A 25,587-nucleotide genomic window follows, 5' to 3' on the forward strand; every position below is an offset into this window, starting at 1 on the left:
CTTTATGTTACCGTTCGACTTGCATGTGTTAAGCCTGCCGCCAGCGTTCAATCTGAGCCATGATCAAACTCTTCAATTCAAGTTCAATCGCTCAATACTGCTGACATAAAATGTCACTACTTAAAAAGTATATGAATTTCTAGTTAGCACCTATTAAGACTTCAAAATTAAAAAAATATTTTTAAAACAAGTCAATCAACAAGTGCCCACACAGATTGTCTGATATATTGTTAAAGAGCAAAAAAATAAATTGGTCGGCGAGATAGGATTTGAACCTACGACCCACTGGTCCCAAACCAGTTGCGCTACCAAGCTGCGCTACTCGCCGTCAGATTTCTCAATAATGAGAAGATGGGGTGGCTAATGGGATTCGAACCCACGACAACTGGAATCACAATCCAGGGCTCTACCAACTGAGCTATAGCCACCATTGATTAGTTGTTCATCGCATTGACTTTCTGGCGCGCTCGACAAGATTCGAACTTGCGACCTTTGGCTCCGGAGGCCAACGCTCTATCCAACTGAGCTACGAACGCGTTACTGCGTCGTTGCAGGGGCGTATATTAATGATTTCCCAATACCTTGTCTAGCACTTTTTTGAAAAAAAATATCAAAAGATAGATTTTTGTTCAATTTGTATAGAATTTATTATTTATTCGTCTATTTTTAGTGCTAAATAGTAAAAAAGGATAGCAAATTGCTATCCTCTTTATTTAGTTTATTGTTTATTACGGCGCGCTCGACGTTTCATTCTTCGTACCCATCGAGTAATTTTCCATGCTTTTGTAATTGAATAAGCATAAAGGAAGAATAGCACGATAAACGCAATGAACATTGCCCATTCATTAATATAGAAAATCTCACCTAAGATCCCAATTGCAGCACAAATTGCCGCAAATAAGGTAATTAATAAAAAGGCTTGGCGAGACGTTAATCCTGCACGAACCATTAAGTGATGTACGTGTAAGCGATCTGGTCTGAATGGACTTTTTCCTTTACGTAAGCGACGATAAATAATTGCCACCATATCAATTAAAGGAACAGCAATAATCCAAAGTGCGGTCACTGGATTCATTGGATGTCCTTTTCCTTGCGTACTTAAAAGCAAAATCCAAATAATAGTAAAGCCGATTAAAGTACTTCCTGCATCGCCCATAAACACTTTATATTTAGGTCCTAACGGAATACCTAAGTTTAATAATAGATAAGGCAAAATCGCGACAATTAAGGCAAAACTCCAATATGCCATATCCATCTGTCCATCACGGAACATTAAAATACCAATAGCAGCAAAGGAAACAATTGATAATCCACCCAATAATCCATCAATACCATCAATCATATTAAAGGCATTAATAATTGCTATTGTCGCAAATACGGTAATAATCAACCCAATAGAGCCAAGTGTTAATTGGAATGGTCCGAGAATTTGACCTAAATGATCTAAATAAACATTACCTAAGTCGATCATTAAAATCGCAAGCACGGCTTGAATCCCTGCACGCAAGAAGGGACTAATATCGAAGCGGTCATCTAAGATACCAATTGCCAGTAGAACAAAAATACTGAATATATAAAGATAAGGTAAACGAAGTTGATCCCACTCCATTAAATAATAGCAAAGGTTTCCCATAAAAAGAGAAACACCGCCAATGAGCGGAATCGCACCTTGGTGACGTTTACGATAATTTGGCTTATCAACCAAGCCAATTTTATTGGCAATTGGTCGCATGACAATTAAGGTCAAAAATGCCCCTAAAAAAGTGACGAGAAGACTTAGCATAGTTTTTATCCTAAAATTTTTTTGCAAAGGATAACATAAAGAAAAATCAGCACACAAAGATTTTTCTCAAATTCAGTTTTTTAGTACAATATGACCACTTTTAATATAAGGATTCAAATCATGACAAAATCAACCGCACTTTTCTCTCGTGCACAAGAAGTTATTCCTGGTGGCGTAAACTCTCCTGTTCGTGCCTTTAAAGGCGTAGGTGGTACACCTGTATTCATTCAAAAAGCCAAAGGCGCTTATATTTACGATACTGAAGGCAAACAATATATCGATTATGTAGGTTCTTGGGGTCCTATGATTTTAGGTCACAACCACCCTGCTATTTTAGATGCTGTATTAAAAGCAGCAGAGAATGGTTTGAGCTTTGGTGCGCCAACACCGTCTGAAATTGATTTAGCAGAATTAGTCTGTGAAATTGTGCCATCTATTGAAATGGTTCGTATGGTGAGTTCAGGTACTGAAGCAACCATGACAGCAATCCGTCTTGCGCGTGGTTATACCAATAGAAGCAAAATCTTAAAATTTGAAGGTTGTTACCACGGTCATTCTGATTCACTTTTAGTAAAAGCAGGATCGGGAGCGTTAACACTTGGTCAACCTAGCTCACCAGGTGTACCTGAAGATTTTGCAAAACACACTTTAACTGCTGAATATAACAATCTTGATTCTGTTAAAAAGTTATTTGAAGAATTCCCTAACGATATCGCTTGTGTGATTATTGAACCTGTCGCAGGCAACATGAACTGTATTCCACCAAAAGAAGGATTCTTACAAGGCATTCGTGAAATTTGTGATCAATATGGTGCACTTTTCATTATTGACGAAGTCATGACTGGTTTCCGTGTTTCACTTGCAGGCGCACAAGCTTATTATGGTGTAACACCGGATCTCACCACATTAGGTAAAGTCATTGGTGGCGGTATGCCAGTGGGTGCAGTGGGTGGTAAAAAAGTAATTATGCAACACCTTGCACCGACCGGTCCGGTTTACCAAGCGGGTACCCTTTCAGGCAACCCGATTGCAATGGCTGCAGGTTTAGCCTGTTTAACTGAATTGAAAAAAGCAGGTAACGAACAACACCTTGCAGAATTAACTACAAAACTTTGTGATGGCTTAAAAGCATTAGCTAAAAAACACAATGTGCCATTCGTGATTAATCATGTAGGCGGAATGTTTGGTCTTTTCTTCACTGACCAAAAACAAGTTACCTCTTATGCAGAAGTCATGAAATGTGATACCGAAAAATTCAAAGTGTTCTTCCACAAAATGCTCGATCAAGGTGTTTACCTTGCGCCTTCTGCTTTTGAAGCGGGCTTTATGTCTTTAGCTCATACAAATGAAGACATTGAAAAAACGCTTGCTGCCGCAGATATTGCATTTGCAGCAGTTGCTTAAAACATAAAAAGTGCGGTTAAATTTAACCGCACTTTTTTATTTCATATTATAAACGTTCATAGAGCACGTTTTCTAATAATCCCCTTTCCTCTTCGGTTAATGCAATTCCTTTTTCATTTGTCAAAATGAAGAAGTCTTCGGCTTTTTCCCCTACTGTCGTAATTTTTGCATTACAAAGATTGAGTTTTAACTCAGTAAAAATCTGGCTGATTTGAGCCAATAAACCTGGTTTATCTAAAGCCACCACTTCTAATTCGGTATGCTCTTTTTTGGTTTCTTTCAAAAAACGTACATCTGTTTTAACGGTGAAATGTTGCAACTGTCGATTATTAGCAAAAGACATGGATGGCAATTTTTCACCTAATAAAACAGAGGTTAATACCGTCTCTAATTCTCGGCGGCGTTCTGATCGAACCAATTCACCATTTAATTCTGTGATGATAAAGCTGTCGAATACATATCCATCATCCGATGTTAAAATTTGCGCATCATGAATACTGAATTTTTTCGTACCAATGGTTGAAACCACTTTATTAAATAAGTTGGCTTGATCAGGGCAATAAACGAAGATCTCAGTCCCACCGCTAGAAAAACGGTTACTAATTTTAACCAGTACTTCACCATCAAATTCAGCTAATAACTCTGTATGCCACGCAATTTGTTTTGGGCTATTTCGTAAAAAATAATCATCTGGACAGCGTTGCCAGAGTGCTAAGATTTTTTCTTTCGATAATTCTGGTTGATATTCGGATAAAATTGCCAGCGCCAATTGGCGGTTTTCAAGGATCTTTTCTTTATTATCTAATAATAAATTCATCCCTTGTCGGAATTGTTGCGACGTATAATCATAGAGTGAGGCAAATAAAGAACGTTTCCAGCTATTCCACAAGGTACCATTCGTTGCACAAATATCCGCGACCGTCAAACAAGTGAGATAATCTAAACGCACATGATTTTGTACACTTTCCGCAAAGCTCATCACGACTTCCGGATCATGAATATCTCGACGCTGTGCGGTAATTGACATGAGCAAATGCTCTTTTACCAACCAGATCATTGTTTCAATTTCTCGACGATCAAAACCATGCAAACGAGCAAAGTCAGCGATATCTTCAGCCCCTAACTCCGCATGATCACCCCCTCGTCCTTTCGCTATATCATGGAAAAGTGCGGCAACATAAAGCAAAGTGCGGTCAGAAATTTGGCTAAATATTTGATGGCAAATGGGATGGGATTCTGCTTCGTCTTCAGCTAAGAAACTCTCCAATTTCAACATCACTCGTAAGGTGTGCTCATCCACGGTGTAAATGTGGAAAAGATCGAATTGCATCAAACCTTCAATCCCCTGCCATTGTGGCAAATAAGCCGTTAACACACCATATTGGTGCATTGGAAGGAATGCTCGCTGAATGGCTTTCGGTTGATTAAATAACCGAATAAATTTCTCTCTTGCTTCAGGAATATCACATAATTTCTGCGTCAAGCTTTCCAACACAATCTGTAACTGGCGTAATGTTGAAGAATGAATTTCGGCTTGTTCATGCTGCGTTAGATAGAAAAAAAGATCCAAAATACGATCGGGATAACGTAAAAACAGATCATCTTTACGTAAACACAAACTTTGATTTACTAGCTCAAAATTATCATCCAAGGGATGAATAGAAACCTCGCCATCCGTTGATAAAAAATGTTCTTTATAATGCTTAATCAGGATATCGGTTAAACGAGAAATCGTGCGTAAAGCTTGGAAAAAACGTTTCATCATTTTTTCGACACCACGGTTTCCTTCACCTTCAAAACCAAGCATCTCGCTCACTTTGATTTGACGATCAAACAACAAGCGGTTGTCATAACGTTTTAAAATCAAGTGTAAAGCGAACCGCACTTTAAATAAAAATTCTTGGCTTTCTAATAATTGTTGGTGTTCTGATGGATAAATAAAGCCACTTTTCAAAATGCCATCAAGGGTCATTTCCCCAGTGTGTCGTAATGCGATCCAATATAAAAGATGAAGATCCCGCAAACCACCTGGGCTGTATTTTAAATCAGGTTCTAGATTATAGCTGGTGTTGTGATAGCGCTGATAACGTTCAATTTGCTCTTGTACTTTAGCGTCAAAGAATGGTTTTATCGCCCAAAAATCTGGCTTTTTCAATATTTCCCCTAAAGCATTAAAAAGGGATAAGTCACCCGATAAATAACGGGACTCAAGCAAATTGGTGGCAATAGTAATGTCCTGTTTACCTTCCTTTTCACATTCTTCTAAAGAACGAACACTATGCCCTACGTCAAATCCACAATCCCACAAGAACTGCACAAATTGAGCAATTTTTTCTTCCGTTTCAGACTCTCTTTCTTCTTTTGAAAGAATAAGAACATCGAGGTCAGATAAAGGAAAGATTTCTTGTCTGCCATAACCGCCTACTGCAATTAAGGTGAGATTAACTTTATCTAATTTAAATTGCTGCCAAAGCTGTTTTAACAAATCATCACAAAACTGTGTACGGTTAGCAATCAGCTCAAAAACGGAATAATCAGTAAAGTGCTGACGTTCAAATTCCTTCAAATTTTCACGCTGAATTTTGACCGCACTTGGCGTGAGTGGAGAGTCGAAATAATAAGGAAAAAGCATAGGTATTCCACAAACAAAACAATTATAAAAAAAGCCCACTATCGTAGGCTTTTAGCTGAACTTAAAGGTTATTCATTATACGTTGAATTCGACCTTCCGCAATTTCTTCATCACGAATGGTCATCACTTCACAACCGGTTTCTGTCACGACAATTTGATGTTCATATTGTGCAGAATGGCTACGGTCTTTGGTTTTTACTGTCCAACCATCGCCCATAATGCGCACTTCTTTTTTACCCGCATTAATCATTGGCTCAATAGTGAATACCATACCTGGTTTTAAAATCACACCGCCGTCATCCGCATAATAGTGTAAGACTTGAGGTTCACAGTGGAACTCAGTTCCCACTCCGTGGCCACAGTACTCACGCACAACACTAAATCCTTGGCTTTCAGTATATTTTTGTACCGCTTTGCCAATTTCGTTTAAACGAATACCCGGCTTAACCGTACGTAATCCCACATAAAGCGCTTCTTGTGCTGCTTCAACCAATTTTTGGCTACGAATATTGGTTTCTCCCACGACATACATCTTCGAATTATCACCGAAATAACCGTCTTTAATCACAGTCACATCAATATTGACAATATCACCACGTTTTAATTTTTTATCGTCGCTTGGAATACCATGGCAAACTACTTCATTTATAGAAATACAGGTTGCTTTAGGAAAACCATGATAATTTAAGCACGCAGGAATTACTTTTTGTACATTCACCATATAATCGTGACAAATGTGATCCAATTCACCTGTGGTCACCCCTTCTTTGACATAAGGTTCGATCATGACCAAGACATCTGACGCTAATTTACACGCTTCACGTAACTTAACAATTTCTTCTTCAGTTCTTAATGGAATGCCCATTATTTCTCCTTATTTAATTCTGATTTATTCGCGTATAATAGCACTAATTCCGTGAAAAATCTTGAATGAATTAACAGGTTATTAGATAATACAAGGATTATTTTTAGGAAAGTGGGGATAGAGATATGTCAGATTTAGATATGGCCGTACCGCTAACTTTTACTGATGCGGCAGCCAATAAAGTAAAAAGTTTAATTAGCGAAGAAGAAAACAACGAATTAAAATTACGCGTTTATATTACCGGTGGCGGTTGCAGTGGTTTCCAATACGGTTTCACCTTTGACGATAAAGTCAATGAAGGTGACCTAACCATTGAAAAAGCCGGTGTGCAATTAGTGATTGACCCAATGAGTTTACAATACTTAATTGGCGGCACCGTGGATTACACTGAAGGCTTAGAAGGTTCTCGTTTTGTGGTGAACAATCCAAATGCAACCAGTACCTGTGGTTGCGGTTCTTCATTCAGCATCTAACATGGATTTTCAATTTACCCATTATCTAGGCAATGTACATGCTAAATGTTCGATGGAACACATTGCCCTAGCCAATTGGTTTAATTCAGAAGTGCGGTCAAATCCTCAAGCGTTTTTGACCGCACTTTCTGCCTGTGAGCAGATTAAAAATAATGATGAAGTCACGTTGATTGGTTCCGAATACATGCTTTTTATCAATACCGATGAAGTGATGATTCGAGCTAATAATCTTGCAATTGAAACAGATGAAATTTTAGAAGACGACTTCCATTATTATGATGAAGAAAGTATCGCCTTCTGTGGTACAACAGACTTCATCCACTTTCTTAATGCCTATTTTGAATTTATTGCTTAACCTCATTCTCTGAAGCTAACTATTATGTCGGAAACGGAAAACACCTCATCAGAACAACAAGAAACACAAGCGCCAGATAAGCGCCGTTCTTGTAAAATCTTTTTAGCTAAAGCAGCCTTTACTTTAGGGACGCTCGCCGTATTTTATGGTGGCTATTTAGACTGGCAAATTCGCTCAAAAATGGATGGCCAGATTTGGCGTTTACCGGCTGAAGTGTATAGTCGCTTAGAAAGCGTAAAACTGTCTGATAACCTTTCTTTTGACGAAGTGATTCAAATCTTATTGGATAACGAATACCGTCAAACTACTATGATTGCAGCACCGGGCGATTTTAAGCTCGAAGACGATACCATCGTGTTACTTCGTCGTGCGTTCCCTTATCCTGATAAGCCTGAACCACAACGCGTGTTGCGTTTACGTTTTACCGATAACAAACTTTCTCGTATTGAAGATTTAGTCAACGTCAAAGCGGTTGATGAATTCCGTCTTGCGCCTAAATTAATTGCCATGTTGGAATCGGATAATGAAGATCGTTTAGCGATTCCATTACAGCAATACCCTCGCTTACTCATTGATGCCTTATTACTGACAGAGGATCGCCGTTTTTATGATCATAACGGGATTAATCCAGTGGGGATTGTGCGGGCAATGATAGCCAATATTAGAGCGGGTCAAACGGTTCAAGGCGGCAGTACACTGACTCAGCAATTAGTGAAAAACTTGTTCTTATCCAGTGAACGTTCTATTACGCGTAAAGTTAATGAAGCGTTGATGTCATTAGTATTAGATTGGCGATATGATAAAAACCGTATTTTAGAAACCTATCTTAACGAAATTTACCTTGGTCAAAATGGCGATATCCAAATTCACGGTTTCGCATTGGCAAGCCAATTCTATTTTGGTCGTTCTATCCGTGAAATTAGTCTGGACCAAATCGCCCTTTTAGTCGGCATGGTGAAAGGCCCATCCCTTTATAATCCATGGCGAAATCCACAATATGCCCTCGATCGCCGAAATGTGGTATTAAAACTGATGCTTGATCACAAGATGATCGGAGATGAGTTATATGAGATGTTGAGTAAACGTCCATTAGGCGTGCAAGCTAAAGGACAAATTTCACGCAAATACCCTGCTTTCATTCAAACATTACAAGCGGACCTTCGTCGTCAATTAGGGGAAAATAAAACTTCTGCACTACTTGGTGCACGCATTTTCTCCACCATGGATTTAAAACAACAGGAACAAGCTGAAAATGCCGTGGTGAATACAGTCAATCAATTGCAAGTACAAACTAAAAATCCACATTTAGAAGGCGCAATGATTGTCGCGGATTATCACTTGGGTGAAATACGTGCTGTTGTGGGTGGATTACAAACAGAATATGCGGGCTTTAACCGTGCATTAATGTCAAAACGTCAAATTGGTTCTTTGGTAAAACCATCCATTTATTTGACTGCACTGATGAATCCGGAACAGTTCCGTTTAAATACGCCGATTCAAAACCAGCCAATCACGATTTATGTTAAAGGTAGCCAACCTTGGCAACCTCGTAACTACGATCGTAAATATAGCGGTTCGGTTATGTTGATGGATGCTCTTGCCCGCTCATTGAATATTCCAACGGTAAACATTGGGATGAAAGTTGGTTTAAGTAAAGTGATTGATACGCAAAAAGCCATGGGTTGGGACAATGTGACAATTCCAAAAGTGCCGGCAACCTTGCTTGGTTCTTACAGTATTTCACCTTATGATGTGACAAAACTCTATCAAACCATTGCCAATCAAGGCGGAAAAATAGAGTTAAGCACCATTCAAAGCATTACCGATCGCCAAGGCAATATTATTTACGAACACAATACCGTGCCGGATCAAGTTGTGCCGAGAGAAGCGGCTTATCAAACCTTATATGCGATGCAACAAACCGTCGAACGTGGTACCGCACGTAGCTTACAAAATGATTATGCGGATCTTCGTCTTGCGGGTAAAACAGGGACAACCAATGATGCTCGTGATACGTGGTTTGTCGGTATTGATGGTAAAAATGTCAGTACCATTTGGTTAGGTCGTGATGATAACGGCGAAACCAAATTAACCGGAGCCTCAGGTGCATTACAAATCTATAAAGATTACTTAAACCGTGTTGTCATTGAAAAACTGAAACTTGGTCAACCTTCTACCATTAAATGGGTTGGCATCAATGCTTACGGTAGTTGGAGTTGTGGTAGCAGCCGAACAATCCCAGTTTGGGCAAATAAAGATCAAAATTTCTGCGCTTCAGCACAAACGACGAGTACTGCGACTGCTACCGCGGCGCAAACCACGCAATCGCCACAACCTGAACAACCTGAATCACCAAAACAAGAAAGTGTATGGGATGTGTTAGATAATAAAGTGCCTGTTGAAGAAGCCTCGCCGGCTCAATAAACTCGCTTATTTTTGACCGCACTTTATATCTCCATAAAGCGCCTAGCAAGGCGCTTTATTCTTTTTAGCATCAAATAACCGTCTCTAGATTTCCAACTCGTGTGAATTTTTTGATCTCCATCACAAAAATTAGAATTATTTATTGTCATTTCACTGATATCAAAGGATAATTATAAATAGAAATTAATTTCATTTGAGGTAATGAGGTAAATAGCAATGCTATTCCGTTCTATTCGATTTTTCTTTTTAATTTTTTCACTCGCCTTTTCTTCTTCACTCTTTGCACAAGATAACTATCAACAATGGGTTGATGATATTACGGCTCGCTTAGGTAAAACGTCTCAACTTATTCAACAAGGTAATACAGATGACGCCCGAACTGAAGTGCAAATGGCTTATTTTGAAGTCTTTGAAAATCTAGAAGGCCCAATTCGTATCAATTTCTCAGCACAAAAAAGCTACCAAATGGAAGCGACTTTTGGCGAGATCCGTAAAATGATCGGTGAAGGCAGTTCAAAACAAGAGATTCAGGCTAAAATCGATCAACTCAAAAAAGAATTAAAAGAAGTGTTGCCATCTCTGGTTGAAGGCCATCAACTCAATGCCGATGGACAACATGGCGTTTATGATAATCAAGCGATTGCCCCTTATTGGCAACAAAGTTTTAAAACCATTGATGACTTGATCGCTCAAGGGATCGATGCTTATCAAAATGGTGATCTTGCTAACGCGAAAAAATTGTTCCAACAAGCACAATATGATGGCTATAAAAACTCAGAAATGGAAATGTCCATTCGCCAAAATCGCTCTGCAGAAATTTCAGCTGCGATTAACCAACAGTTTTACAACATCATTCGTTTAAGTGAACAAACCGATCAAATCACAGAGATTGGTTACCAAAGCACGCAATTATTGCAAGATATTGAAGAAAACTTGCCTAACTTGCCAACCACGAGAGAAGAACAAAACGTTCAATCCAATACGGCACAGCAAGCAACTGATAACCAACAAGAGCAAGATTGGAATAAGATTAAACAAGAGATTAATCAACGTATTCAACAAGCTATTGCTCTCTATCAACAAGGTGAAAGCAAAAAAGCGATTCTTTCCGTACAAGACACCTATTTCGATGTGTTTGAAAGTACAGGAATGGAAAACAAAGTGGGTTCTCGTGATAGTAACTTTAAAGCTGAACTTGAAGGCTACTTTACTCGCCTCGTCAGTTTAATGAAAGCTGAACAAGGTGATAAGTTACAAGCTCAAGCCGATGGTCTAGACCAGAATTTAACTAAAGCGGTTGAAATGTTACAGGGCGAAGAACAAAGCGATTGGTCTATGTTCTTATATAGCCTTTTAATCATTCTTCGTGAAGGTTTAGAAGCGTTATTGATTGTTGCAGCTATCGTGACTTACTTAATTAAAAATAACCACCAAGATAAATTACCGGTTATCCGTCAGTCGGTTTATGTAGCATTAATTGCCAGTGTGGTTACCGCATTTATCTTCCAACTTATCTTTGAAAACTCCGGTCAAAACCGCGAATTACTCGAAGGCTTTACGATGATTTTTGCCGTCGTCATGCTCTTTATGATGAGTTACTGGTTATTGTCGAAAGTCGAAGCTCAAAACTGGAAACGTTATTTAGAAGGTAAACTCTCTACTGCCCTTACCACAGGCTCACTCATTGGCCTATGGCTTACCAGCTTCTTAGCGGTATATCGTGAAGGGGCTGAAACGGTATTGTTCTATTATGCCCTTGTAGGTGATGCGAAAAATGCGGTCAGTTTCATCTACCTTTTCGCAGGTATCATTGTCGGCGCAATTATTCTCACCATTTGCTACTTCGTGATGCGTTATACCGTGGTGAAATTACCGCTTAAACCATTCTTTATGTTTACGGGTTCATTTATGTACTTAATGGCCTTTGTATTCGCCGGTAAATCTGTTTTAGAACTCATTGAAGGCAAACTTTTCGAGCCTACGCTGATTAGCGGTGCGCCTGAAATTTCGTGGTTAGGTATTTATCCTTATATGGAAACCTTGATTCCACAAGCAATCTTACTCGTCGCAGCCGTATTTGCTCTGTTTATTATGAAATATCAAAGCAAAAAAGCCGCGTAATACCCAACAATCCTTTAGGAGAAAAACAATGAAAAAAGCACTTTTAGCAACAGCATTATTTGCGGGTATTTTTACCGCGTCTACTGCTAACGCATTCCAAGAATATCCAATCGGCGAAGCAGTAACCATGAATGAAATGGAAATTGCAGCGGTTTATCTCAAACCAATCGATATGGAGCCACGTGGCATGGGTTTACCTGCAGCGAAATCAGATATCCACTTAGAAGCGGACATTCACGCAGTAAAAGGTAATAAAAATGGCTTTGGTGATGGTGAATGGATGCCTTACTTAACCATCAACTATACTTTAGTAAATACTGATACGGGTGAAAAACAAGAAGGTACCTTCATGCCGATGGTAGCAGGTGATGGTCCTCACTACGGTGCTAACGTGAAAATGATGGGCGTGGGTAACTATAAATTAACTTATCACATCGATCCACCATCAAAAGCAGGTATGCACCGTCATACTGACTCTGAAACAGGTGTAGGCCGTTGGTGGAAACCATTTGATGTTAGCTATGAATTCAAATTCACTGGCATCAAATAATCTAAGGTAAATCTCGATTTTACCAACTTGCCTTCCCTTGTTTGTCAGGGGAAGGCAGTAGCATTTAATTTAACCTTAAAATATCGTCTGTTTTATCCCATAAAATGATCAAACTATGAATTATTTTTTTACTTTTTTCCTTCAAGCACTTTTACCCTTTTCATTATTGCTCGGTGTTTATCACAGCAAACAATCCACTGTGAGTGCAAAAAAAATAATTTGGCTTAGCTTATTTGGCTTTATTGCCGGTATCGTACTACGTCTTAGTTTACCTACGGGACAAATGACCAATTTAGTGCTCAATGGCGTAATATTGGCACTATTGTTTATCTTTGCCTTATGTTTAATTTTCGGTAAAGGTCGCTTACCTGCTTTTTGGCAAATGGTATTAATGCTCATCGCAGGCAGTTTCTGGGCAAAAGATCCTAACATTACCGCACTTGTCTCTACAGATGTCATCAATACAGACTCTATCCTGCACATAAGTGCAGTCATTTTTGCCTTTGTTTTTTGTTTATGTTTACAAGGGTGGATCGATTTACTTTTAAAACAAGCGAGAAAAACACAACAAAAATCGACCGCACTTTTAAAAGGTGTGATGAGCCTTCTCTTAATTTGCTTACTTGTTCCACTTATTGGTGAACTCTTATTAATTTTAATGAAGCTTCAAGTGCTTGAACTCACCAAACTACGTTTAAGCTTTGTTGCGAAATCGGGCGAAATCACTCGCTGGTTAAATTATATCTGTGCAGCTTTACTCTTCGTTGTACTTGCCATCTTTTACGGCAAAATTCATTTATCCCGCAAGCAACAAGTTACTGCGACACAAGAACCCATTGAAAAACGCCAAAAATTAGCCGCATTGCGTACCTCCTCTCGCTTACTTGGTTGGGGCTATTTGGCATTAGCAATTATTTTTGCTACACAGCTTTATTGGGAGCAAATTGCTTCTCGTCCACCACAACTTTCAGAAGCGATTCCGTTGACCTTAGATGAAAAGCAACAAGTCCATATTCCAATTGAGCAAGTAAAAGATGGAAAATTACATCGTTTTGTTTGGATTGCTGATGACGGTAAAGCCGTGCGTTTCTTTGTCATTAATCGTCAACCGGATAAATTAAGTCTAGCCGCGGTATTTGATGCTTGCTTGCTTTGTGGTGACCAAGGCTATGTAATGGAAGGCAATCAGGTGGTTTGTGTGGGCTGCGGCGTTCATATGTTTATTCCATCTATTGGTAAACCGGGTGGCTGTAATCCTGTGCCGATTGAAGATTGGCAACAAAACGAAACTGAAATTCTCATTAATCGAACTAGCTTAGAAGAAGGGTTAAATTTATTTAGCACGATTGTTGAAATCGATGTAAAAGATCCGATTAGTGGCACCCAAATGAAAAACACTAAAACGGAGCACAAATATAATTACGAAGGTAAAACTTACTTCTTTGAAAGTGAGAAAAACCTTGATTTATTCCGTGATAACCCTGAAAAGTATTTAGGTAAGGGGGAATAATGCTAGCAAGAATGTTATTTCAATCTTGGCGTTTTAGCATTAAACGTAAACTGTTGGCCGTAATTACTATTTTCTTAGCGGCGGGCTTAGTCTCTGCACTCTTGGCGGTATCTATTGATATTGGCGATAAAATGGCAAAAGAGCTCAAGTCTTACGGAGCCAATATTTTAGTTGAACCTGCAAGTAATGCGGCCCTGCCTGATGAACTCAGCAATAACGCAGATTTAAGCAGCCAAGATTTTCTCGATGAAAAAGAACTGCCGAATATTAAAGATATTTTCTGGCGAAATAATATCGTAGGTTTTGCACCGTTATTAAGTGCAGATGTAAAAGCTGAAACGCTTTCCGAAAAAACTCACGATAAATCAACCGCACTTGGACAAATTAATGTGCTGGGTACGTTTTTCGATCATAACATCCCTGTACCAGATGAAGATGATTACCATACAGGACAAAAAATTATTAGTCCTTATTGGCATGTGCAAGGGGAATGGGTCAACGATCTTGAAACACCTGAGGGAGAATTTATCCCTGCATTGATTGGTGAGCAATTGGCTCAACGAACTGGCTTAAAACAAGGTGATAAAATCCAGCTTCGCTATCAAACTAATGAGCTAGATAATCAAAGTGCGGTTGAAATTACCGGTATTTTATCTACGGGTGGAGCTGAAGATAATCAATTAGTCATGCCCCTCAATGCTGTACAAAAATTACTGGGTTTAGAAGGGAAAATTCAATCAGTTAAAGTCTCTGCACTTACCGTACCAGAAAATGATCTTTCTCGTAAAGCGCGTGCTAATACCGATGCATTGGATGCGGAAGAGTACGATCGTTGGTATTGTACGGCTTATGTCTCTTCTATTTCCCACCAATTAGAAGAAGCTATCTCAGGCGCTATTGTTCGCCCAATTTGGCAGGTCGCAGCATCAGAAGGTGTCGTCATTGGTAAAATCCAATTATTACTTGCTGTCGTTACGCTTGCTGCCTTAATCGCAGCTGCCATGGGAATTGCCTCCTTAATGAGTACAGGGATCATTGAGCGTTCAAAAGAGATTGGTTTGATGAAAGCCTTAGGCGCCTATCAATGGCAAATCGCGTTATTATTTTATTGTGAAGCCATTATCAGTGCTTTAATTGGTGGCTCGCTTGGTTGTATTGCAGGTTGGGGCTTAGCAAGATTTATTGGTTCTGCACTATTTGGCGTGCCACTGAGTTTTGCTTGGATTGTAATCCCTTGCGTATTGATGCTGTCTATTTTAATTGCTGTAGTGGGTACTTGGTTCCCTGCTCATCGTATTGCCAAACTTTACCCTGTGGAGGTGCTCTATGGCCGCCAATAAAAGTATGTTTTGGCGTTTAATCTTCCAAGCATTACGCCTACGTTTACAACGGGTATTTATTATCTTCTCTGCGTTGACTGTTGGTGCGTCCATTGTGACGGCAATGGCAGCGGTCTATTTCGATATTAATACTAAAATGAGCCAAGAGCTCCGTACTTTCGGGGCAAACTTTTACATCGGCGCAGCCAATGGTGGATTGATGAAAGAACGCCAATTAAAGCAAATTCTGCACAATTCACCGGATAATTTTATCACCGCTGCCAGCCCTTATTTGTATGGTGTTGCGCGAAGTGATTTAGAAAAAATCGTGATTATGGGCGTGTGGTTTGAAGATATGCGAGTGCTTGCGCCTTATTGGCAAATTACCGGCTCAGCTATTAATGTGAATTTTGACGATCGCAATGCCATGATTGGGAAAACCTTAGCAGAACGCCTTAATTTAGGTGTTGGAAGTAAATTAACTCTGTCTAAAAATGCGGTCGAAAAACATGAATTCACGATAAAAGGTATTGTTGAGGCAGGTGATGCCACAGACAACATGCTAATCGTGAATTTAGAGTTTGCCCAAAATTGGTTGGATAAAGAGGGATTAGCTAATAATGCCTTGCTCAATGTCAAAAATGAACAAGGTAACGTTGCACAATTTGCCCAAGACATTATGCAACATCAACCCGATCTGACTGCTCGACCAATTCGAAAAGTCTCTGCTTCTGAAGGACAGATTTTAGATAAAATCAAAGGCTTAATGGGCTTAATCTCATTGGTCATTTTGATACTCGCCACCCTTTGTGTGAACACCACGTTGATTGCAATTGTTGGTGAGCGAGCAAAAGAATTTGCGCTACAAAAAGCCTTAGGTGCTAAACAAAGTGACATCATTAAACAGATTAGTACCGAGATTCTGATCATTGCACTTTGTGCAATTGTAGCAGGACTGATTCTCGGCTACATCTTGGCTCAATTACTTGGATTAACCGTATTTAAATCTTACATTGATATGCGTCTACCGGTTATTCCAATTACTATCGTCTTATCGTTATTGGTTGCCTTTATTGCGGTGATTGTACCAACCAAACGCGCTTTAAATATCCAAACCGCAAATGTGTTAAAAGGGGAATAAAATGAGTGAATTTGTAATTGAAACGCAACATTTATATAAACGATTCGGGCAAGTCACCGCTTTAGAAGATATTAATATTCAAATTCGCCAAGGTGAATTTATTGCGATAATGGGGGCATCAGGTTCCGGTAAAACAACGCTGATGAATATTCTGACTGGCTTAGATACAGCTAGTGAAGGTAAAGTCATTTTAGATGGTGTCGATGCGGCACAACTGGATGAAATCGGTCGTCAGCGTTTCCGTGCAGAAAAAATTGGTTTAGTCTTCCAACAATTCCATTTAATTCCTTATTTGACCGCACTTGAAAATGTAATGCTAGCTCAGCACTATCATAGTGTGATTGATGAAGCTGCGGCTAAAGCGGTACTCGAACAAGTGGGATTAGGTCATCGTATGGATCACCGTCCAAGCCAACTTTCTGGGGGCGAACAACAACGGGTATGTATTGCTCGCGCATTGGTGAACCAACCTCCAGTCATTTTTGCCGATGAACCAACAGGTAACCTCGACGAAAGAAATGAAGCCCTTGTACTGGATTTACTACAAGAATTAAATCGCCAAGGGAGAACTATTGTGATGGTGACACACAATCCAGAATTGGGTGAGTTAACCGATCGTGTTATTTATCTCCATCACGGAAAATTTGTAAAAGAGGAAATCCATGAAAAATAAATTTGTCAAACTACTTGCCATAAGTGCGGTCATTTTTGGCAGCGTTTCTTGTAAAGATGAAGTCGCTGCAATTGGTCAAAAAGCACCAGACATCGCTGCTTATGATTTACAAGGTAAAGAAGTGAAACTTGATGATTGGAAAGGCACTCGCTTACTGACATTCTGGTCTGAAACCTGTGGACGATGTGTCGCAGAATTAAAAGAGTTCGAAAAATTGGCCGAAGCTAATCCAGATAAAGTTCAGCTTATCGCCATTAATGTAGATGGAGATAAAGTGGATACTAGAGCTGTGGTCGCCAAACGTCAGCTTACGTTGCCCGTTATCAAAGACCAATTAAAAATTACTGCTGAACGCTATCAGCTTATCGGCACGCCAACAAGTTTTGTGATTACGCCTGAAGGTAATATTCAGGCTAAATATGAAGGCGCGATTCCCGCAGAGGATTTAGATAAATTATTTAAAGGCTAGCCAAAATGAAAAAACGAATTTACTTACTCTCTACACTTTTACCCGTTTTAGGCTTTTTATTTGCGATTCCAGCCCTTTCTGCCGAAGCTGACTTAGTGAAAGCAGAAAAGGTATATAAACGCTCTTGTGCAACTTGTCATGGGAAACAAGGCGAAAAACCAGCAATGGGTGAATCAAAAATTATTAATCAACTTAAACCGGAAGAAATTTCAACCGCACTTTCAGAACGAAAAGCAGGAAATATTCCTAGTGCAGGAAGCCCTGCAAAACAACGTTTAAGTGAACAAGATATTCATAATTTAAGTGAATATATTCAAACACTAAAATAGTTTTTGAATTTTTTTTAAACTAATTCTAAAATGTACGGTCTTAGAAGGGGCTTAGTTTTACAAGCTAAGAAATTTTTATTATATCAATAAAGGATTTTTTATGAACAAATTCACTAAAATCAGCGCAACTGCATTATTTGCATTATTCTTAACTGCTTGTGATAAACCAGCAGATAAACCGGCTCCAGCAAAACCTGAAACCACTCAGCCTGCACCGGAAGCTAAACAAGAAGCAGCTCAACCTGCTGAAGCAGCAAAACCAGCTGAAGCTACACCAGCGCAAGAACAAGCTGACTACAACAAATTACTTGAATGGAACGCAAGCCAAGCTCAAGCTCAAATGGCTGCTCAGCAAAAACTTCAATCTGATTTAACTGCTGCTGTTCAAGCAAAAGATGATAAAAAAATTGAAGAAGCTATCAAAACGTTCAACAAAACTGTTGAAGATACAATTGCAAGCTTAGATAAATTAGATATTACAGCACCTTCAGTGAAAAGCATTAAAGATCAAAATAAAGAAGTGCTTTCATTATCAAGCGAATTATTAGTTGATCAATTAAACTTAGCAACTAAAGCGCCAACTGAAGAACAAACTAAAGCTTACCAAGCTAAAGTTGAAAAACTACAAGCTGCAGTAGCTAAATTACAAAAAGACGGTGCTGATTTAGCACAAAAATTTGCACCTGCAGCACCAGCTGCTCCAGCCGCTCCAGCTGCAAAATAATTAATCGTTAAGATGAAAAAAACCTTACTGTAGAAAGTAAGGTTTTTTTATGCGCTTATTTTAGTATTTTGCTTTTTAACACATCCACAAATCGCTCTGTTGCTCCTTCCCAACGATCTAAATATAACGCAGGCTCAATCAATTCTAATTCATTCAATAGAAATTGATTGTTAATAATCGTTCCATCTACTCGTGCATAGACAGGCATTTCTGGCAATTTATGTAAAACATGACGAGCGGTTTCAATAATATGACGATCAACCTCAACAGGGATAATTTCAACTTTATATTGTGAATTCGCTCGCCATTCATTTTGAGGTGGCTGTCGGCGAATAGCATGACTAAATACACCGTTGAAAAAGATCAAACTGGTTTCACCATTTATTGCGGCCTCGGGAATAAACGGCTGCAACACAACTTGCTCACCATATGCAGAAAGATTGGGTAATACATCACCTTGTTTTAGTTTTGTCACCAAATTACCACTCTGCCCTACAGCAGGTTTAATAACAAATTCAGGCCAATCTTGGCGTTCAAGTGCGGTCAAAATTTCAGATGTTTTTGTTGAGCAAATAATAGTGGGAACGACATTGATACCCCAATTCTGTAAATCACATAAATAGCCTTTATGGCTATTCCATAGCATTAATTCTGCGGGATTAATGAGCGCATTCTTATGCAGTTTAATCCATTGAGTAAATTCATCATAGAAATTTGCATAATCCCACGCCGCTAAAGGCAGAATAAACTGACTCTGTAATGTTTCTTGCCAAGGCAAAAATTGAGTAGGGATACCCTGATTAGAAAGTTGTGTTTGAACAGGAATAAGATTTTGAGGAACTGAAGGATACGTTTTGCAAGTCGTGATTGTAAGCATAGTAAATGATAATGGATTTAAACATAAAGAAGATGCGCCAATCATCAAACTGGCGCATCGATTTCAGCGACTATTTTACTTGAGCAAAATATTTTTCAAGACGACCTTTGTTCGTCATTGATTTCTTCTCAAGATCTTTCACCACTTTCTCAGCTTGTTCTTTGTTAGGTAGATTATCACCCACTTGAATCACACCATTCATATTCATTGAACGATGTACAGGACAGGTATAAACATAAACCCCCTCTTTATCTAAAGTGATCGTGAGTTCCTGATCTTCTTCAGATTGGAATTTTTGTGCACCTTCAGGAATCGCTTTGCTGTGTACAAAGTGGCTTTTATTTTCTGCACGAAATGTCACGGTATCACCCGGTTGAACTTTTAAATAACCCGGTTCAAAAACCATTGAGCCTTCACTGTTTGAATTCAACATTTTGATGTCATAATGTGCGGCTTGAGCAGCAAAACTTAATCCTAATAATGCTGCAAGTGCGATTTTTTTCATTTTCATTTCCTTCTTAAGAATGTGCTGATTTACGCTGTGGACGAACCACCGGCAAACCTGCACTACATTGTAATAATTCAACGTTTACACGATATAAACGATCAATGGTTTCCACTTGTAAAACATGATGCGCATCGCCTACACCTTGCACTTTACCTTCGCCGAGTAAAATCAACTCATCTGAAAATTGAGCAGCAAGACTTAAATCATGTAATACCATTATAGTAATCAGATTTTTCTGTTTCGTATAGGTGTAAACTTCTTCTAAGAGATTAAGCTGATGATGCATATCTAACGCACTCACTGGCTCATCCAACATTAAAATCTGTGGCTCACGTAATAAAACCTGAGCAAACATCACCATTTGACGCTGTCCACCACTGAGATTCAGAATATCACGATGAGCTAAATGACCAATACCTAATTGTGTCATAATACTTGCCGCTTCAGTGAGAAGCTCATCGCTGACTCGCATCGTTAGACTATCCATTCGTCCTAAAAGGACGACTTCAAGTGCGGTCAAGCTTGCGTCTACTCGGCTATCTTGAGGCATATAGCCAATTGGTTTACGCCAATCTGCTAACTTCGTCCGTTCTAGCTGTTTACCTTGATAGGTAATCATTCCTTCATGTGGCAATTCACCAAAAATAGTTTTCAGCATGGAGGATTTCCCTGTGCCGTTTGGCCCAAGCACCGTGTAAACTTTACCTTCTTCAAAACGGACATTAATGTGATCCGCAACGGTGAGATCACCTCGTTTTACCGTAAGATTCTTTAATTCTAACATTATTGTCCCCTCTTGTTATTTAAAATAATCCAAAAGAAGAAAGGCACCCCAATAAACGAGGTAACAATCCCCACTGGGAACAATGCGCCAGGGATAATAACTTTAGACAATACAGAAGAAAGGGATAAGAATGCTGCACCGACTAACATTGCGCCTGGTAAGAAGAAACGTTGATCTTCACCAAGCAACATTCGAGCAACATGTGGCGCAACTAAGCCGATAAAGCCAATCACGCCCACGAAACTAATTGCTGTCGCCGTCATCATTGCGACAAGAACTAATACCTTGATACGTAATACTTGTAAATTGATACCAAGACTCGCTGCACGATCTTCGCCTAAACGAAGTGCGGTCAATTTCCAAAGCTCTTTTGAAAGTAATGCGACACAAATTGTGGTGACGACAATAATGATGATTAAGCTTTGCCACGTCGCTTTATTTAAACTACCAAATAGCCAGAACAGGATTTGTTGCGAGACTTCCGGCGCTGAAATAAATTGTACTAATGAAAGCAAAGATTGGAAAATAAAGAGTAATGCAATCCCCACCAACACGAGCATTTCGGAGCTAAAACGACGTTTAGACGCAAACAAGAAAAGAATCCCCGAGGCAAGCATAGTCATGACAAACGCGCCAATTGGCACGGCAACTTGTACCGGTAAACCAAAACTTCCGAAAGCAATCACAATAGAAGCACCAAAACCAGCCGCTGCAGCCAATCCTAAAGTATAAGGACTCGCCATCGGGTTATTTAATAAGGTTTGGATCTCTGCCCCGCCAACAGCCAATGTTGCCCCCACTACAAGCGCCATCAATGCTATGGGTAAACGTAAATTATACACAATATTGTCTGTCATTTTATCGACTTCACCGATACCGAATAACGCATTCACAACTTCCGATACCGATAGCATTGCAGGGCCTGTCATCACATCAAGGATAAGACTGACCACGCCAATAGCAAGAAAAGATAAAATAACAAACCAGCGTTTGCGTTCAAGCTTACGCTGGTTAGCCACAATATCTGCTACAACAGAATTGTTTTTCATTAATTAACGTTTCCCTTATTTAGTTTCAGGGAAAAGATAAATCGTACCTTCCGGGGTAACCGGTAAGTAGTTTTTATAGAAGTTTAAGTAAGTTTGTTGCGGATCTAAATCTTTAAATAGATCAGGATAAGCGGCTTTAGCCACAAACTGAACTGAAGCACTGTCAGATAACGTACGAGAGTTCGCATGATAGGCTGCGTAAACACGGTTGTTTTTCACTGCCGGTAATTCAGCCCAACCCGCACGATGTTTGAATGCGTTTAAACGACGTTCTGCTTCTGCTTTTTCAATACCAAAGCCCATTACCATACCGTCTTGATTTTTCTTCAATTCAGTTTCACGGCCTGTAATAATAATTGCATCCGGTTTCGCGGCTAACACCTTCTCTGCAGCCAACGTACCCCATTTGCCAATTTCTGCAGGCGCCACGTTTTCTGCACCAACAAGGCTAATCATAGAGCCCCACATGCTAGAGAAGAAAGTCATACCTTGTTCAGCTGGGCCACCACGACCAAACTCTACATACACTTTTGGTTGTTTTGCTAATTTTGCATTTTTAACCGTAGTCTGGATATGTTCAACAATGTCTTTGTATTCTTTCGCAATTTTTGCTGCGCGATCTTTCTGACCTGTTAATTCGCCAATAATTTCAGTAGATTTAATGTGCTTATCTAAGGTTTGAGCATTGTAATCTAATACCACAATTGGAATGCCCGCTTCATTAATGGCATCTAAATCAGAACCTAACATTTCGTACTGCCAATCAGCTAAGACTAAAAGATCAGGTTTTAATGAAAGCACTTTTTCCACAGAGAATGTGCCTTCTTCCACTTCACCCACATCATCTAATTGATTCAATTTTGGCACCGCTTTGCTGAATAACTCCCAGCTTGCTGGTGCCCAAGAAGACCATACTTTCTTAGAAAAACCGACAACGTTATCTAACGCTTTGTCACCACCAACTGCCATATAATCTTGATAATAGAAACCAAGTACCACGCGTTTTGCCGGTAAATCAACAGTGACTTCACGCTCAAGTATATCTTTTACTTTCACGGGGTCAGCATTGGCAAAACCTGCACTTAAACCAAGAATAGTAGCAATCGCTAAAGTTGAAAAACGTTTTTTCATAAGAAAAATCTCCTGAGTAAAATTAAGAAAGTAAATGATAATAATTATCGATGCGAATAATACCGAAAACGATTGCTAAATTCAACTCAGGCGATTAATTATTCTTCGTAAGCTTCGTCAGTTAATGTTTTTAAGAATGCTTCTAATGCGTTAATCTCTTCATCTGTAAACGGTTTTGCTTTTAAAACATCAGGATTGATGGTTTGAGCATATTCGGCTTTCTCCCACGCTTTTCCTGTTTCAGGATTGATTTTACGATTAGGATTATTAAAACTGTCTTTAAATAACAAAACAGTTTTTAAATCACGGAAAACGCCGTTATGCATATAAGGTGCAGTGACACTGATGTTACGCAAAGTTGGCACTTTAAATTTGCCTTTTTGCTTTTTATCGCCTTTCACCATCGGATTATCCAATAGCCCATTATCCACAAAATCGGCAGCTAATTTGTTGTGCTTAATTAATTCTTGGTTACTTGGCACACCGATGTTGAAATAGCGGTAATTCGTAAAGGTTTCTTTTGCTGAATTCGCTTCACTTGATTGATGGCAGTTACTACAATTTGTGCGTGTTTTATCGAAAAATAATGCCTTACCTTCTGCCTCAAGTGCGGTCAATTCTGCTTCACCTTTTAAAGCACGATCATATTTTGAAGAGAATGGCGCAAATAATTCCTGTTTTTCGAACTCGCCAATGGCTTTTTCCATGATGGCATAAATCTTGTCGGTATCCGCCCAAATGCCTTCGCCATAAAGATCCGTAATTGGTTTGTAATAGGTCGGATCTGCTTTTAATCTCTCAACAATGGCTTTCTTATCTGGCATGCCCATTTCTACTGGATTTACTGGTGGTCCACCTGCTTGCTCGGCTAAATCTTTCGCACGACCATCCCAGAACTGTCCGCCTACATAATCTTGAATTTTTTTATCAAAATGAAAATCCGGTGAGAACATCGCATAAAGCGCAGTATTAGCATTGCGATTACCATGAAGATGAGGATTATCCCCTTCTGAAACCATTTGATTTGCAGAGTTCTTACGTTGATCCACAAAGGCTGTATCCGGGTTGTGACAAGTTGAACAGCTTTGTGTTTTATTAAAAGAAATCGATTTATCAAAAAACAACACTTCACCGAGTGCTTTATAATCCAATTCTTTTTTCGTAACTTGATCAGCCAATGCATAGCTACTCTGCATCAAAGGTGCAAACAATAAAATAGAAAGCCATTTTTTTTGCATCGTGTTCTCCAAATATTCAAATTATAGATAAAAAATAATCCAACAAAGCTTTGTTGGATTATAAAAGGAAAATAATTTTCTACAAGCCGGTGGCCATCTTAATGCGATCAGCAAACATACCGATGCTCACGCCGAAGTAATTTGATTTGTTCCAATCTAAAATCGTGCGGTAGTTATTGGAAACCAAGAATGCGCGACCGACTTCTTTATCAGGGCGAACGAGCCAAAGATCAGCTTGAGAAAGCGCAGCAAGTTTATCTTGTTCTTGTTGGCTAAAGCTCGCTAAAGTGACGCCTTTAGACTGCCAGTCACTGAGTGAACGAGCTTTGTTCTTCTCAATACCTGAAAGCGATAAATCTAATGGTTGATTTAATGTGACTTCAACGCCCCAAGGCAATTTGTTATCCCAACCCACTGTATGGAGATAATTTGCAATTGAAGCAAACACATCAAATTGGTTTGTCCAAATATCCTTCACGCCATCATTATTACCATCTGCGGCATAATTTAAGAATGCGCTTGGCATAAATTGGGTTTGTCCCATTGCGCCCGCCCAAGAGCCTAACATTCTGTTGCGTTGAATATGATCACGTTCTAACATCTTCATCGCATTCACAAATTCTTTGCTAAATAAGGCTTCACGTCTGCCATCAAAAGCTAAGGTGGCTAAAGCTGAAAGCACATCATAGCTACCTTGATAATAGCCAAAGCTACTTTCCATACCCCATAAAGCAAGGATATATTCTTGTTGAACACCATAGCGTTGGCTTGCTTGTTGTAATGGCGCTTGGACTTCCCAATAACGCTCTTCGGCAATATCGACTTTGTTTTGGGTTAATACTTTATTCAGATAATTGGTTGTACCGTTTGGATTCGGTAACTGTGGTTGATCCGCATTACGCTGACTTCTACCCGCTTGAGCACGGTCCAAATCTACAGCCTTTTGCATATATTGAATATTATTTTGTGCATTCAATACTGACAACGATACCCCTTCAGCAGCCGCTTTGCCTTTTAAGAACTGTACATAATCATTAAAGTTATCTAAAGTTCTTGGTTTGCTATAAACAGCATTACTACTTACTGACGGAATACTTTTGGTGGATGACGTTGTCGTTGTTGTCGTATTACTTGAACAACCCGCCAATAAAAGTGCGGTCGATAATGCCGTCATTTTTAACGTTGAGATTAAATTCATTTCTTTTCCTTGTTTTATGATCAAAATATC

General features: G+C 39.3%; 23 protein-coding genes, 3 tRNA genes and 1 rRNA gene. 13 read left to right on the top strand and 14 right to left on the bottom strand.

Annotation, left to right across the window (positions count from 1 at the left end):
* From DPV81_RS08155 to wecA, 5 genes are all read right to left on the bottom strand, one after another.
* Positions 1 to 79, bottom strand: a 16S ribosomal RNA gene (locus DPV81_RS08155); the annotation flags it as partial.
* A gap of 172 nt (positions 80 to 251) precedes the next feature.
* Positions 252 to 328, bottom strand: a tRNA-Pro gene (locus DPV81_RS08160).
* A gap of 24 nt (positions 329 to 352) precedes the next feature.
* Positions 353 to 428: transfer RNA gene (locus DPV81_RS08165), tRNA-His, on the bottom strand.
* Between the two features lie 31 nt (positions 429 to 459).
* Positions 460 to 536 (bottom strand) — tRNA-Arg (locus DPV81_RS08170).
* A 182-nt stretch (positions 537 to 718) separates the two neighbouring features.
* Positions 719 to 1,783 carry a UDP-N-acetylglucosamine--undecaprenyl-phosphate N-acetylglucosaminephosphotransferase gene (gene wecA, locus DPV81_RS08175; RefSeq protein WP_005697607.1) on the bottom strand — a complete coding sequence of 355 codons (1,065 nt, stop codon included), beginning with the start codon at positions 1,781 to 1,783 and terminating at the stop codon, positions 719 to 721.
* Positions 1,784 to 1,903: 120 nt separating this feature from the next.
* On the opposite strand from wecA, the gene hemL reads away from it, so the two are divergent.
* Entirely contained in the window at positions 1,904 to 3,187 is a 1,284-nt protein-coding gene (gene hemL / locus DPV81_RS08180; RefSeq protein ID WP_111387797.1) for a glutamate-1-semialdehyde 2,1-aminomutase, read from the top strand.
* A gap of 46 nt (positions 3,188 to 3,233) precedes the next feature.
* On the opposite strand, the gene glnD is transcribed toward hemL, so the two are convergent.
* Complete coding sequence (glnD, locus tag DPV81_RS08185) at positions 3,234 to 5,819, bottom strand: bifunctional uridylyltransferase/uridylyl-removing protein GlnD (protein WP_111387799.1); 2,586 nt, start codon at positions 5,817 to 5,819, stop codon at positions 3,234 to 3,236.
* Between the two features lie 61 nt (positions 5,820 to 5,880).
* Positions 5,881 to 6,684 carry a type I methionyl aminopeptidase gene (map, locus tag DPV81_RS08190; protein ID WP_111387801.1) on the bottom strand — a complete coding sequence of 268 codons (804 nt, stop codon included), beginning with the start codon at positions 6,682 to 6,684 and terminating at the stop codon, positions 5,881 to 5,883.
* Positions 6,685 to 6,809: 125 nt separating this feature from the next.
* Here map and erpA point away from each other — a divergent pair, with 125 nt between their 5' ends.
* The 12 genes from erpA to DPV81_RS08250 all read left to right on the top strand — a co-directional run bounded on the left by erpA (position 6,810) and on the right by DPV81_RS08250 (position 18,772).
* Complete coding sequence (gene erpA, locus DPV81_RS08195; protein WP_005696219.1) at positions 6,810 to 7,157, top strand: iron-sulfur cluster insertion protein ErpA; 348 nt, start codon at positions 6,810 to 6,812, stop codon at positions 7,155 to 7,157.
* Between the two features lies 1 nt (position 7,158).
* Complete coding sequence (locus DPV81_RS08200) at positions 7,159 to 7,512, top strand: YacL family protein (protein WP_165818976.1); 354 nt, start codon at positions 7,159 to 7,161, stop codon at positions 7,510 to 7,512.
* Between the two features lie 24 nt (positions 7,513 to 7,536).
* The gene (gene mrcB / locus DPV81_RS08205; protein ID WP_111387805.1) at positions 7,537 to 9,936 is read left to right on the top strand and encodes a penicillin-binding protein 1B; all 2,400 of its coding nucleotides are present in this window, start codon (positions 7,537 to 7,539) and stop codon (positions 9,934 to 9,936) included.
* Between the two features lie 216 nt (positions 9,937 to 10,152).
* A complete protein-coding gene (locus tag DPV81_RS08210) occupies positions 10,153 to 12,057 on the top strand; it encodes an FTR1 family iron permease (protein ID WP_111387807.1) in 1,905 nt (634 codons plus the stop codon).
* 28 nt (positions 12,058 to 12,085) lie between these two features.
* Entirely contained in the window at positions 12,086 to 12,607 is a 522-nt protein-coding gene (locus DPV81_RS08215) for an iron transporter (protein ID WP_005696223.1), read from the top strand.
* A 115-nt stretch (positions 12,608 to 12,722) separates the two neighbouring features.
* Positions 12,723 to 14,117: a Fe-S-containing protein gene (locus DPV81_RS08220; RefSeq protein ID WP_111387809.1), complete on the top strand. Its 1,395-nt coding sequence runs from the start codon at positions 12,723 to 12,725 to the stop codon at positions 14,115 to 14,117.
* The gene (locus tag DPV81_RS08225; protein WP_111387811.1) at positions 14,117 to 15,457 is read left to right on the top strand and encodes an ABC transporter permease; all 1,341 of its coding nucleotides are present in this window, start codon (positions 14,117 to 14,119) and stop codon (positions 15,455 to 15,457) included. The genes DPV81_RS08220 and DPV81_RS08225 overlap by 1 nt, the downstream gene beginning before the upstream one ends.
* Positions 15,444 to 16,577, top strand: coding sequence for an ABC transporter permease (locus tag DPV81_RS08230; protein WP_111387813.1), 1,134 nt, complete (start codon positions 15,444 to 15,446; stop codon positions 16,575 to 16,577). Before DPV81_RS08225 ends, DPV81_RS08230 begins: the two co-directional genes overlap by 14 nt.
* 1 nt (position 16,578) lies before the next feature.
* Positions 16,579 to 17,250 carry an ABC transporter ATP-binding protein gene (locus DPV81_RS08235; RefSeq protein WP_111387815.1) on the top strand — a complete coding sequence of 224 codons (672 nt, stop codon included), beginning with the start codon at positions 16,579 to 16,581 and terminating at the stop codon, positions 17,248 to 17,250.
* Positions 17,240 to 17,719 carry a TlpA family protein disulfide reductase gene (locus tag DPV81_RS08240; RefSeq protein WP_070775328.1) on the top strand — a complete coding sequence of 160 codons (480 nt, stop codon included), beginning with the start codon at positions 17,240 to 17,242 and terminating at the stop codon, positions 17,717 to 17,719. The genes DPV81_RS08235 and DPV81_RS08240 overlap by 11 nt, the downstream gene beginning before the upstream one ends.
* Before the next feature lie 5 nt (positions 17,720 to 17,724).
* Positions 17,725 to 18,048 (top strand): c-type cytochrome, encoded by a 324-nt coding sequence (locus tag DPV81_RS08245; RefSeq protein ID WP_111387817.1) that lies wholly within the window; start codon positions 17,725 to 17,727, stop codon positions 18,046 to 18,048.
* Positions 18,049 to 18,148: 100 nt separating this feature from the next.
* Positions 18,149 to 18,772 (top strand): PM1805 family lipoprotein, encoded by a 624-nt coding sequence (locus DPV81_RS08250; RefSeq protein ID WP_111387819.1) that lies wholly within the window; start codon positions 18,149 to 18,151, stop codon positions 18,770 to 18,772.
* A gap of 55 nt (positions 18,773 to 18,827) precedes the next feature.
* On the opposite strand, the gene DPV81_RS08255 is transcribed toward DPV81_RS08250, so the two are convergent.
* From DPV81_RS08255 to DPV81_RS08285, 7 genes are all read right to left on the bottom strand, one after another.
* Positions 18,828 to 19,649: an ATP-grasp domain-containing protein gene (locus tag DPV81_RS08255; protein ID WP_111387939.1), complete on the bottom strand. Its 822-nt coding sequence runs from the start codon at positions 19,647 to 19,649 to the stop codon at positions 18,828 to 18,830.
* Positions 19,650 to 19,719: 70 nt separating this feature from the next.
* Complete coding sequence (locus DPV81_RS08260; RefSeq protein WP_049373308.1) at positions 19,720 to 20,154, bottom strand: pseudoazurin; 435 nt, start codon at positions 20,152 to 20,154, stop codon at positions 19,720 to 19,722.
* Positions 20,155 to 20,167: 13 nt separating this feature from the next.
* On the bottom strand, positions 20,168 to 20,941 hold the full coding sequence (locus tag DPV81_RS08265; protein WP_111387821.1) for an ABC transporter ATP-binding protein: 774 nt from the start codon (positions 20,939 to 20,941) through the stop codon (positions 20,168 to 20,170).
* Complete coding sequence (locus DPV81_RS08270; RefSeq protein WP_111387823.1) at positions 20,941 to 21,990, bottom strand: FecCD family ABC transporter permease; 1,050 nt, start codon at positions 21,988 to 21,990, stop codon at positions 20,941 to 20,943. The genes DPV81_RS08265 and DPV81_RS08270 overlap by 1 nt, the downstream gene beginning before the upstream one ends.
* Before the next feature lie 15 nt (positions 21,991 to 22,005).
* A complete protein-coding gene (locus tag DPV81_RS08275) occupies positions 22,006 to 23,121 on the bottom strand; it encodes an ABC transporter substrate-binding protein (RefSeq protein ID WP_111387825.1) in 1,116 nt (371 codons plus the stop codon).
* A gap of 98 nt (positions 23,122 to 23,219) precedes the next feature.
* Positions 23,220 to 24,359 carry a cytochrome-c peroxidase gene (locus tag DPV81_RS08280; RefSeq protein WP_111387827.1) on the bottom strand — a complete coding sequence of 380 codons (1,140 nt, stop codon included), beginning with the start codon at positions 24,357 to 24,359 and terminating at the stop codon, positions 23,220 to 23,222.
* Positions 24,360 to 24,438: 79 nt separating this feature from the next.
* Positions 24,439 to 25,557, bottom strand: coding sequence for a lytic murein transglycosylase (locus DPV81_RS08285; protein WP_070867808.1), 1,119 nt, complete (start codon positions 25,555 to 25,557; stop codon positions 24,439 to 24,441).
* Between the last annotated feature and the right edge of the window lie 30 nt (positions 25,558 to 25,587).

The sequence above is a fragment of the Haemophilus parainfluenzae genome (assembly GCF_003252795.1).
GTDB lineage: Bacteria > Pseudomonadota > Gammaproteobacteria > Enterobacterales > Pasteurellaceae > Haemophilus_D > Haemophilus_D parainfluenzae_K.

What these genes read in the sequence shown, in the direction of transcription:
- wecA (WP_005697607.1), bottom strand. Translation starts at nt 1,783, where the DNA reads ATGCTAAGTCTTCTCGTCACTTTTTTAGGGGCATTTTTGACCTTAATT.
- hemL (WP_111387797.1), top strand. Translation starts at nt 1,904, where the DNA reads ATGACAAAATCAACCGCACTTTTCTCTCGTGCACAAGAAGTTATTCCT.
- glnD (WP_111387799.1), bottom strand. Translation starts at nt 5,819, where the DNA reads ATGCTTTTTCCTTATTATTTCGACTCTCCACTCACGCCAAGTGCGGTC.
- map (WP_111387801.1), bottom strand. Translation starts at nt 6,684, where the DNA reads ATGGGCATTCCATTAAGAACTGAAGAAGAAATTGTTAAGTTACGTGAA.
- erpA (WP_005696219.1), top strand. Translation starts at nt 6,810, where the DNA reads ATGTCAGATTTAGATATGGCCGTACCGCTAACTTTTACTGATGCGGCA.
- DPV81_RS08200 (WP_165818976.1), top strand. Translation starts at nt 7,159, where the DNA reads ATGGATTTTCAATTTACCCATTATCTAGGCAATGTACATGCTAAATGT.
- mrcB (WP_111387805.1), top strand. Translation starts at nt 7,537, where the DNA reads ATGTCGGAAACGGAAAACACCTCATCAGAACAACAAGAAACACAAGCG.
- DPV81_RS08210 (WP_111387807.1), top strand. Translation starts at nt 10,153, where the DNA reads ATGCTATTCCGTTCTATTCGATTTTTCTTTTTAATTTTTTCACTCGCC.
- DPV81_RS08215 (WP_005696223.1), top strand. Translation starts at nt 12,086, where the DNA reads ATGAAAAAAGCACTTTTAGCAACAGCATTATTTGCGGGTATTTTTACC.
- DPV81_RS08220 (WP_111387809.1), top strand. Translation starts at nt 12,723, where the DNA reads ATGAATTATTTTTTTACTTTTTTCCTTCAAGCACTTTTACCCTTTTCA.
- DPV81_RS08225 (WP_111387811.1), top strand. Translation starts at nt 14,117, where the DNA reads ATGCTAGCAAGAATGTTATTTCAATCTTGGCGTTTTAGCATTAAACGT.
- DPV81_RS08230 (WP_111387813.1), top strand. Translation starts at nt 15,444, where the DNA reads ATGGCCGCCAATAAAAGTATGTTTTGGCGTTTAATCTTCCAAGCATTA.
- DPV81_RS08235 (WP_111387815.1), top strand. Translation starts at nt 16,579, where the DNA reads ATGAGTGAATTTGTAATTGAAACGCAACATTTATATAAACGATTCGGG.
- DPV81_RS08240 (WP_070775328.1), top strand. Translation starts at nt 17,240, where the DNA reads ATGAAAAATAAATTTGTCAAACTACTTGCCATAAGTGCGGTCATTTTT.
- DPV81_RS08245 (WP_111387817.1), top strand. Translation starts at nt 17,725, where the DNA reads ATGAAAAAACGAATTTACTTACTCTCTACACTTTTACCCGTTTTAGGC.
- DPV81_RS08250 (WP_111387819.1), top strand. Translation starts at nt 18,149, where the DNA reads ATGAACAAATTCACTAAAATCAGCGCAACTGCATTATTTGCATTATTC.
- DPV81_RS08255 (WP_111387939.1), bottom strand. Translation starts at nt 19,649, where the DNA reads ATGCTTACAATCACGACTTGCAAAACGTATCCTTCAGTTCCTCAAAAT.
- DPV81_RS08260 (WP_049373308.1), bottom strand. Translation starts at nt 20,154, where the DNA reads ATGAAAAAAATCGCACTTGCAGCATTATTAGGATTAAGTTTTGCTGCT.
- DPV81_RS08265 (WP_111387821.1), bottom strand. Translation starts at nt 20,941, where the DNA reads ATGTTAGAATTAAAGAATCTTACGGTAAAACGAGGTGATCTCACCGTT.
- DPV81_RS08270 (WP_111387823.1), bottom strand. Translation starts at nt 21,990, where the DNA reads ATGAAAAACAATTCTGTTGTAGCAGATATTGTGGCTAACCAGCGTAAG.
- DPV81_RS08275 (WP_111387825.1), bottom strand. Translation starts at nt 23,121, where the DNA reads ATGAAAAAACGTTTTTCAACTTTAGCGATTGCTACTATTCTTGGTTTA.
- DPV81_RS08280 (WP_111387827.1), bottom strand. Translation starts at nt 24,359, where the DNA reads ATGCAAAAAAAATGGCTTTCTATTTTATTGTTTGCACCTTTGATGCAG.
- DPV81_RS08285 (WP_070867808.1), bottom strand. Translation starts at nt 25,557, where the DNA reads ATGAATTTAATCTCAACGTTAAAAATGACGGCATTATCGACCGCACTT.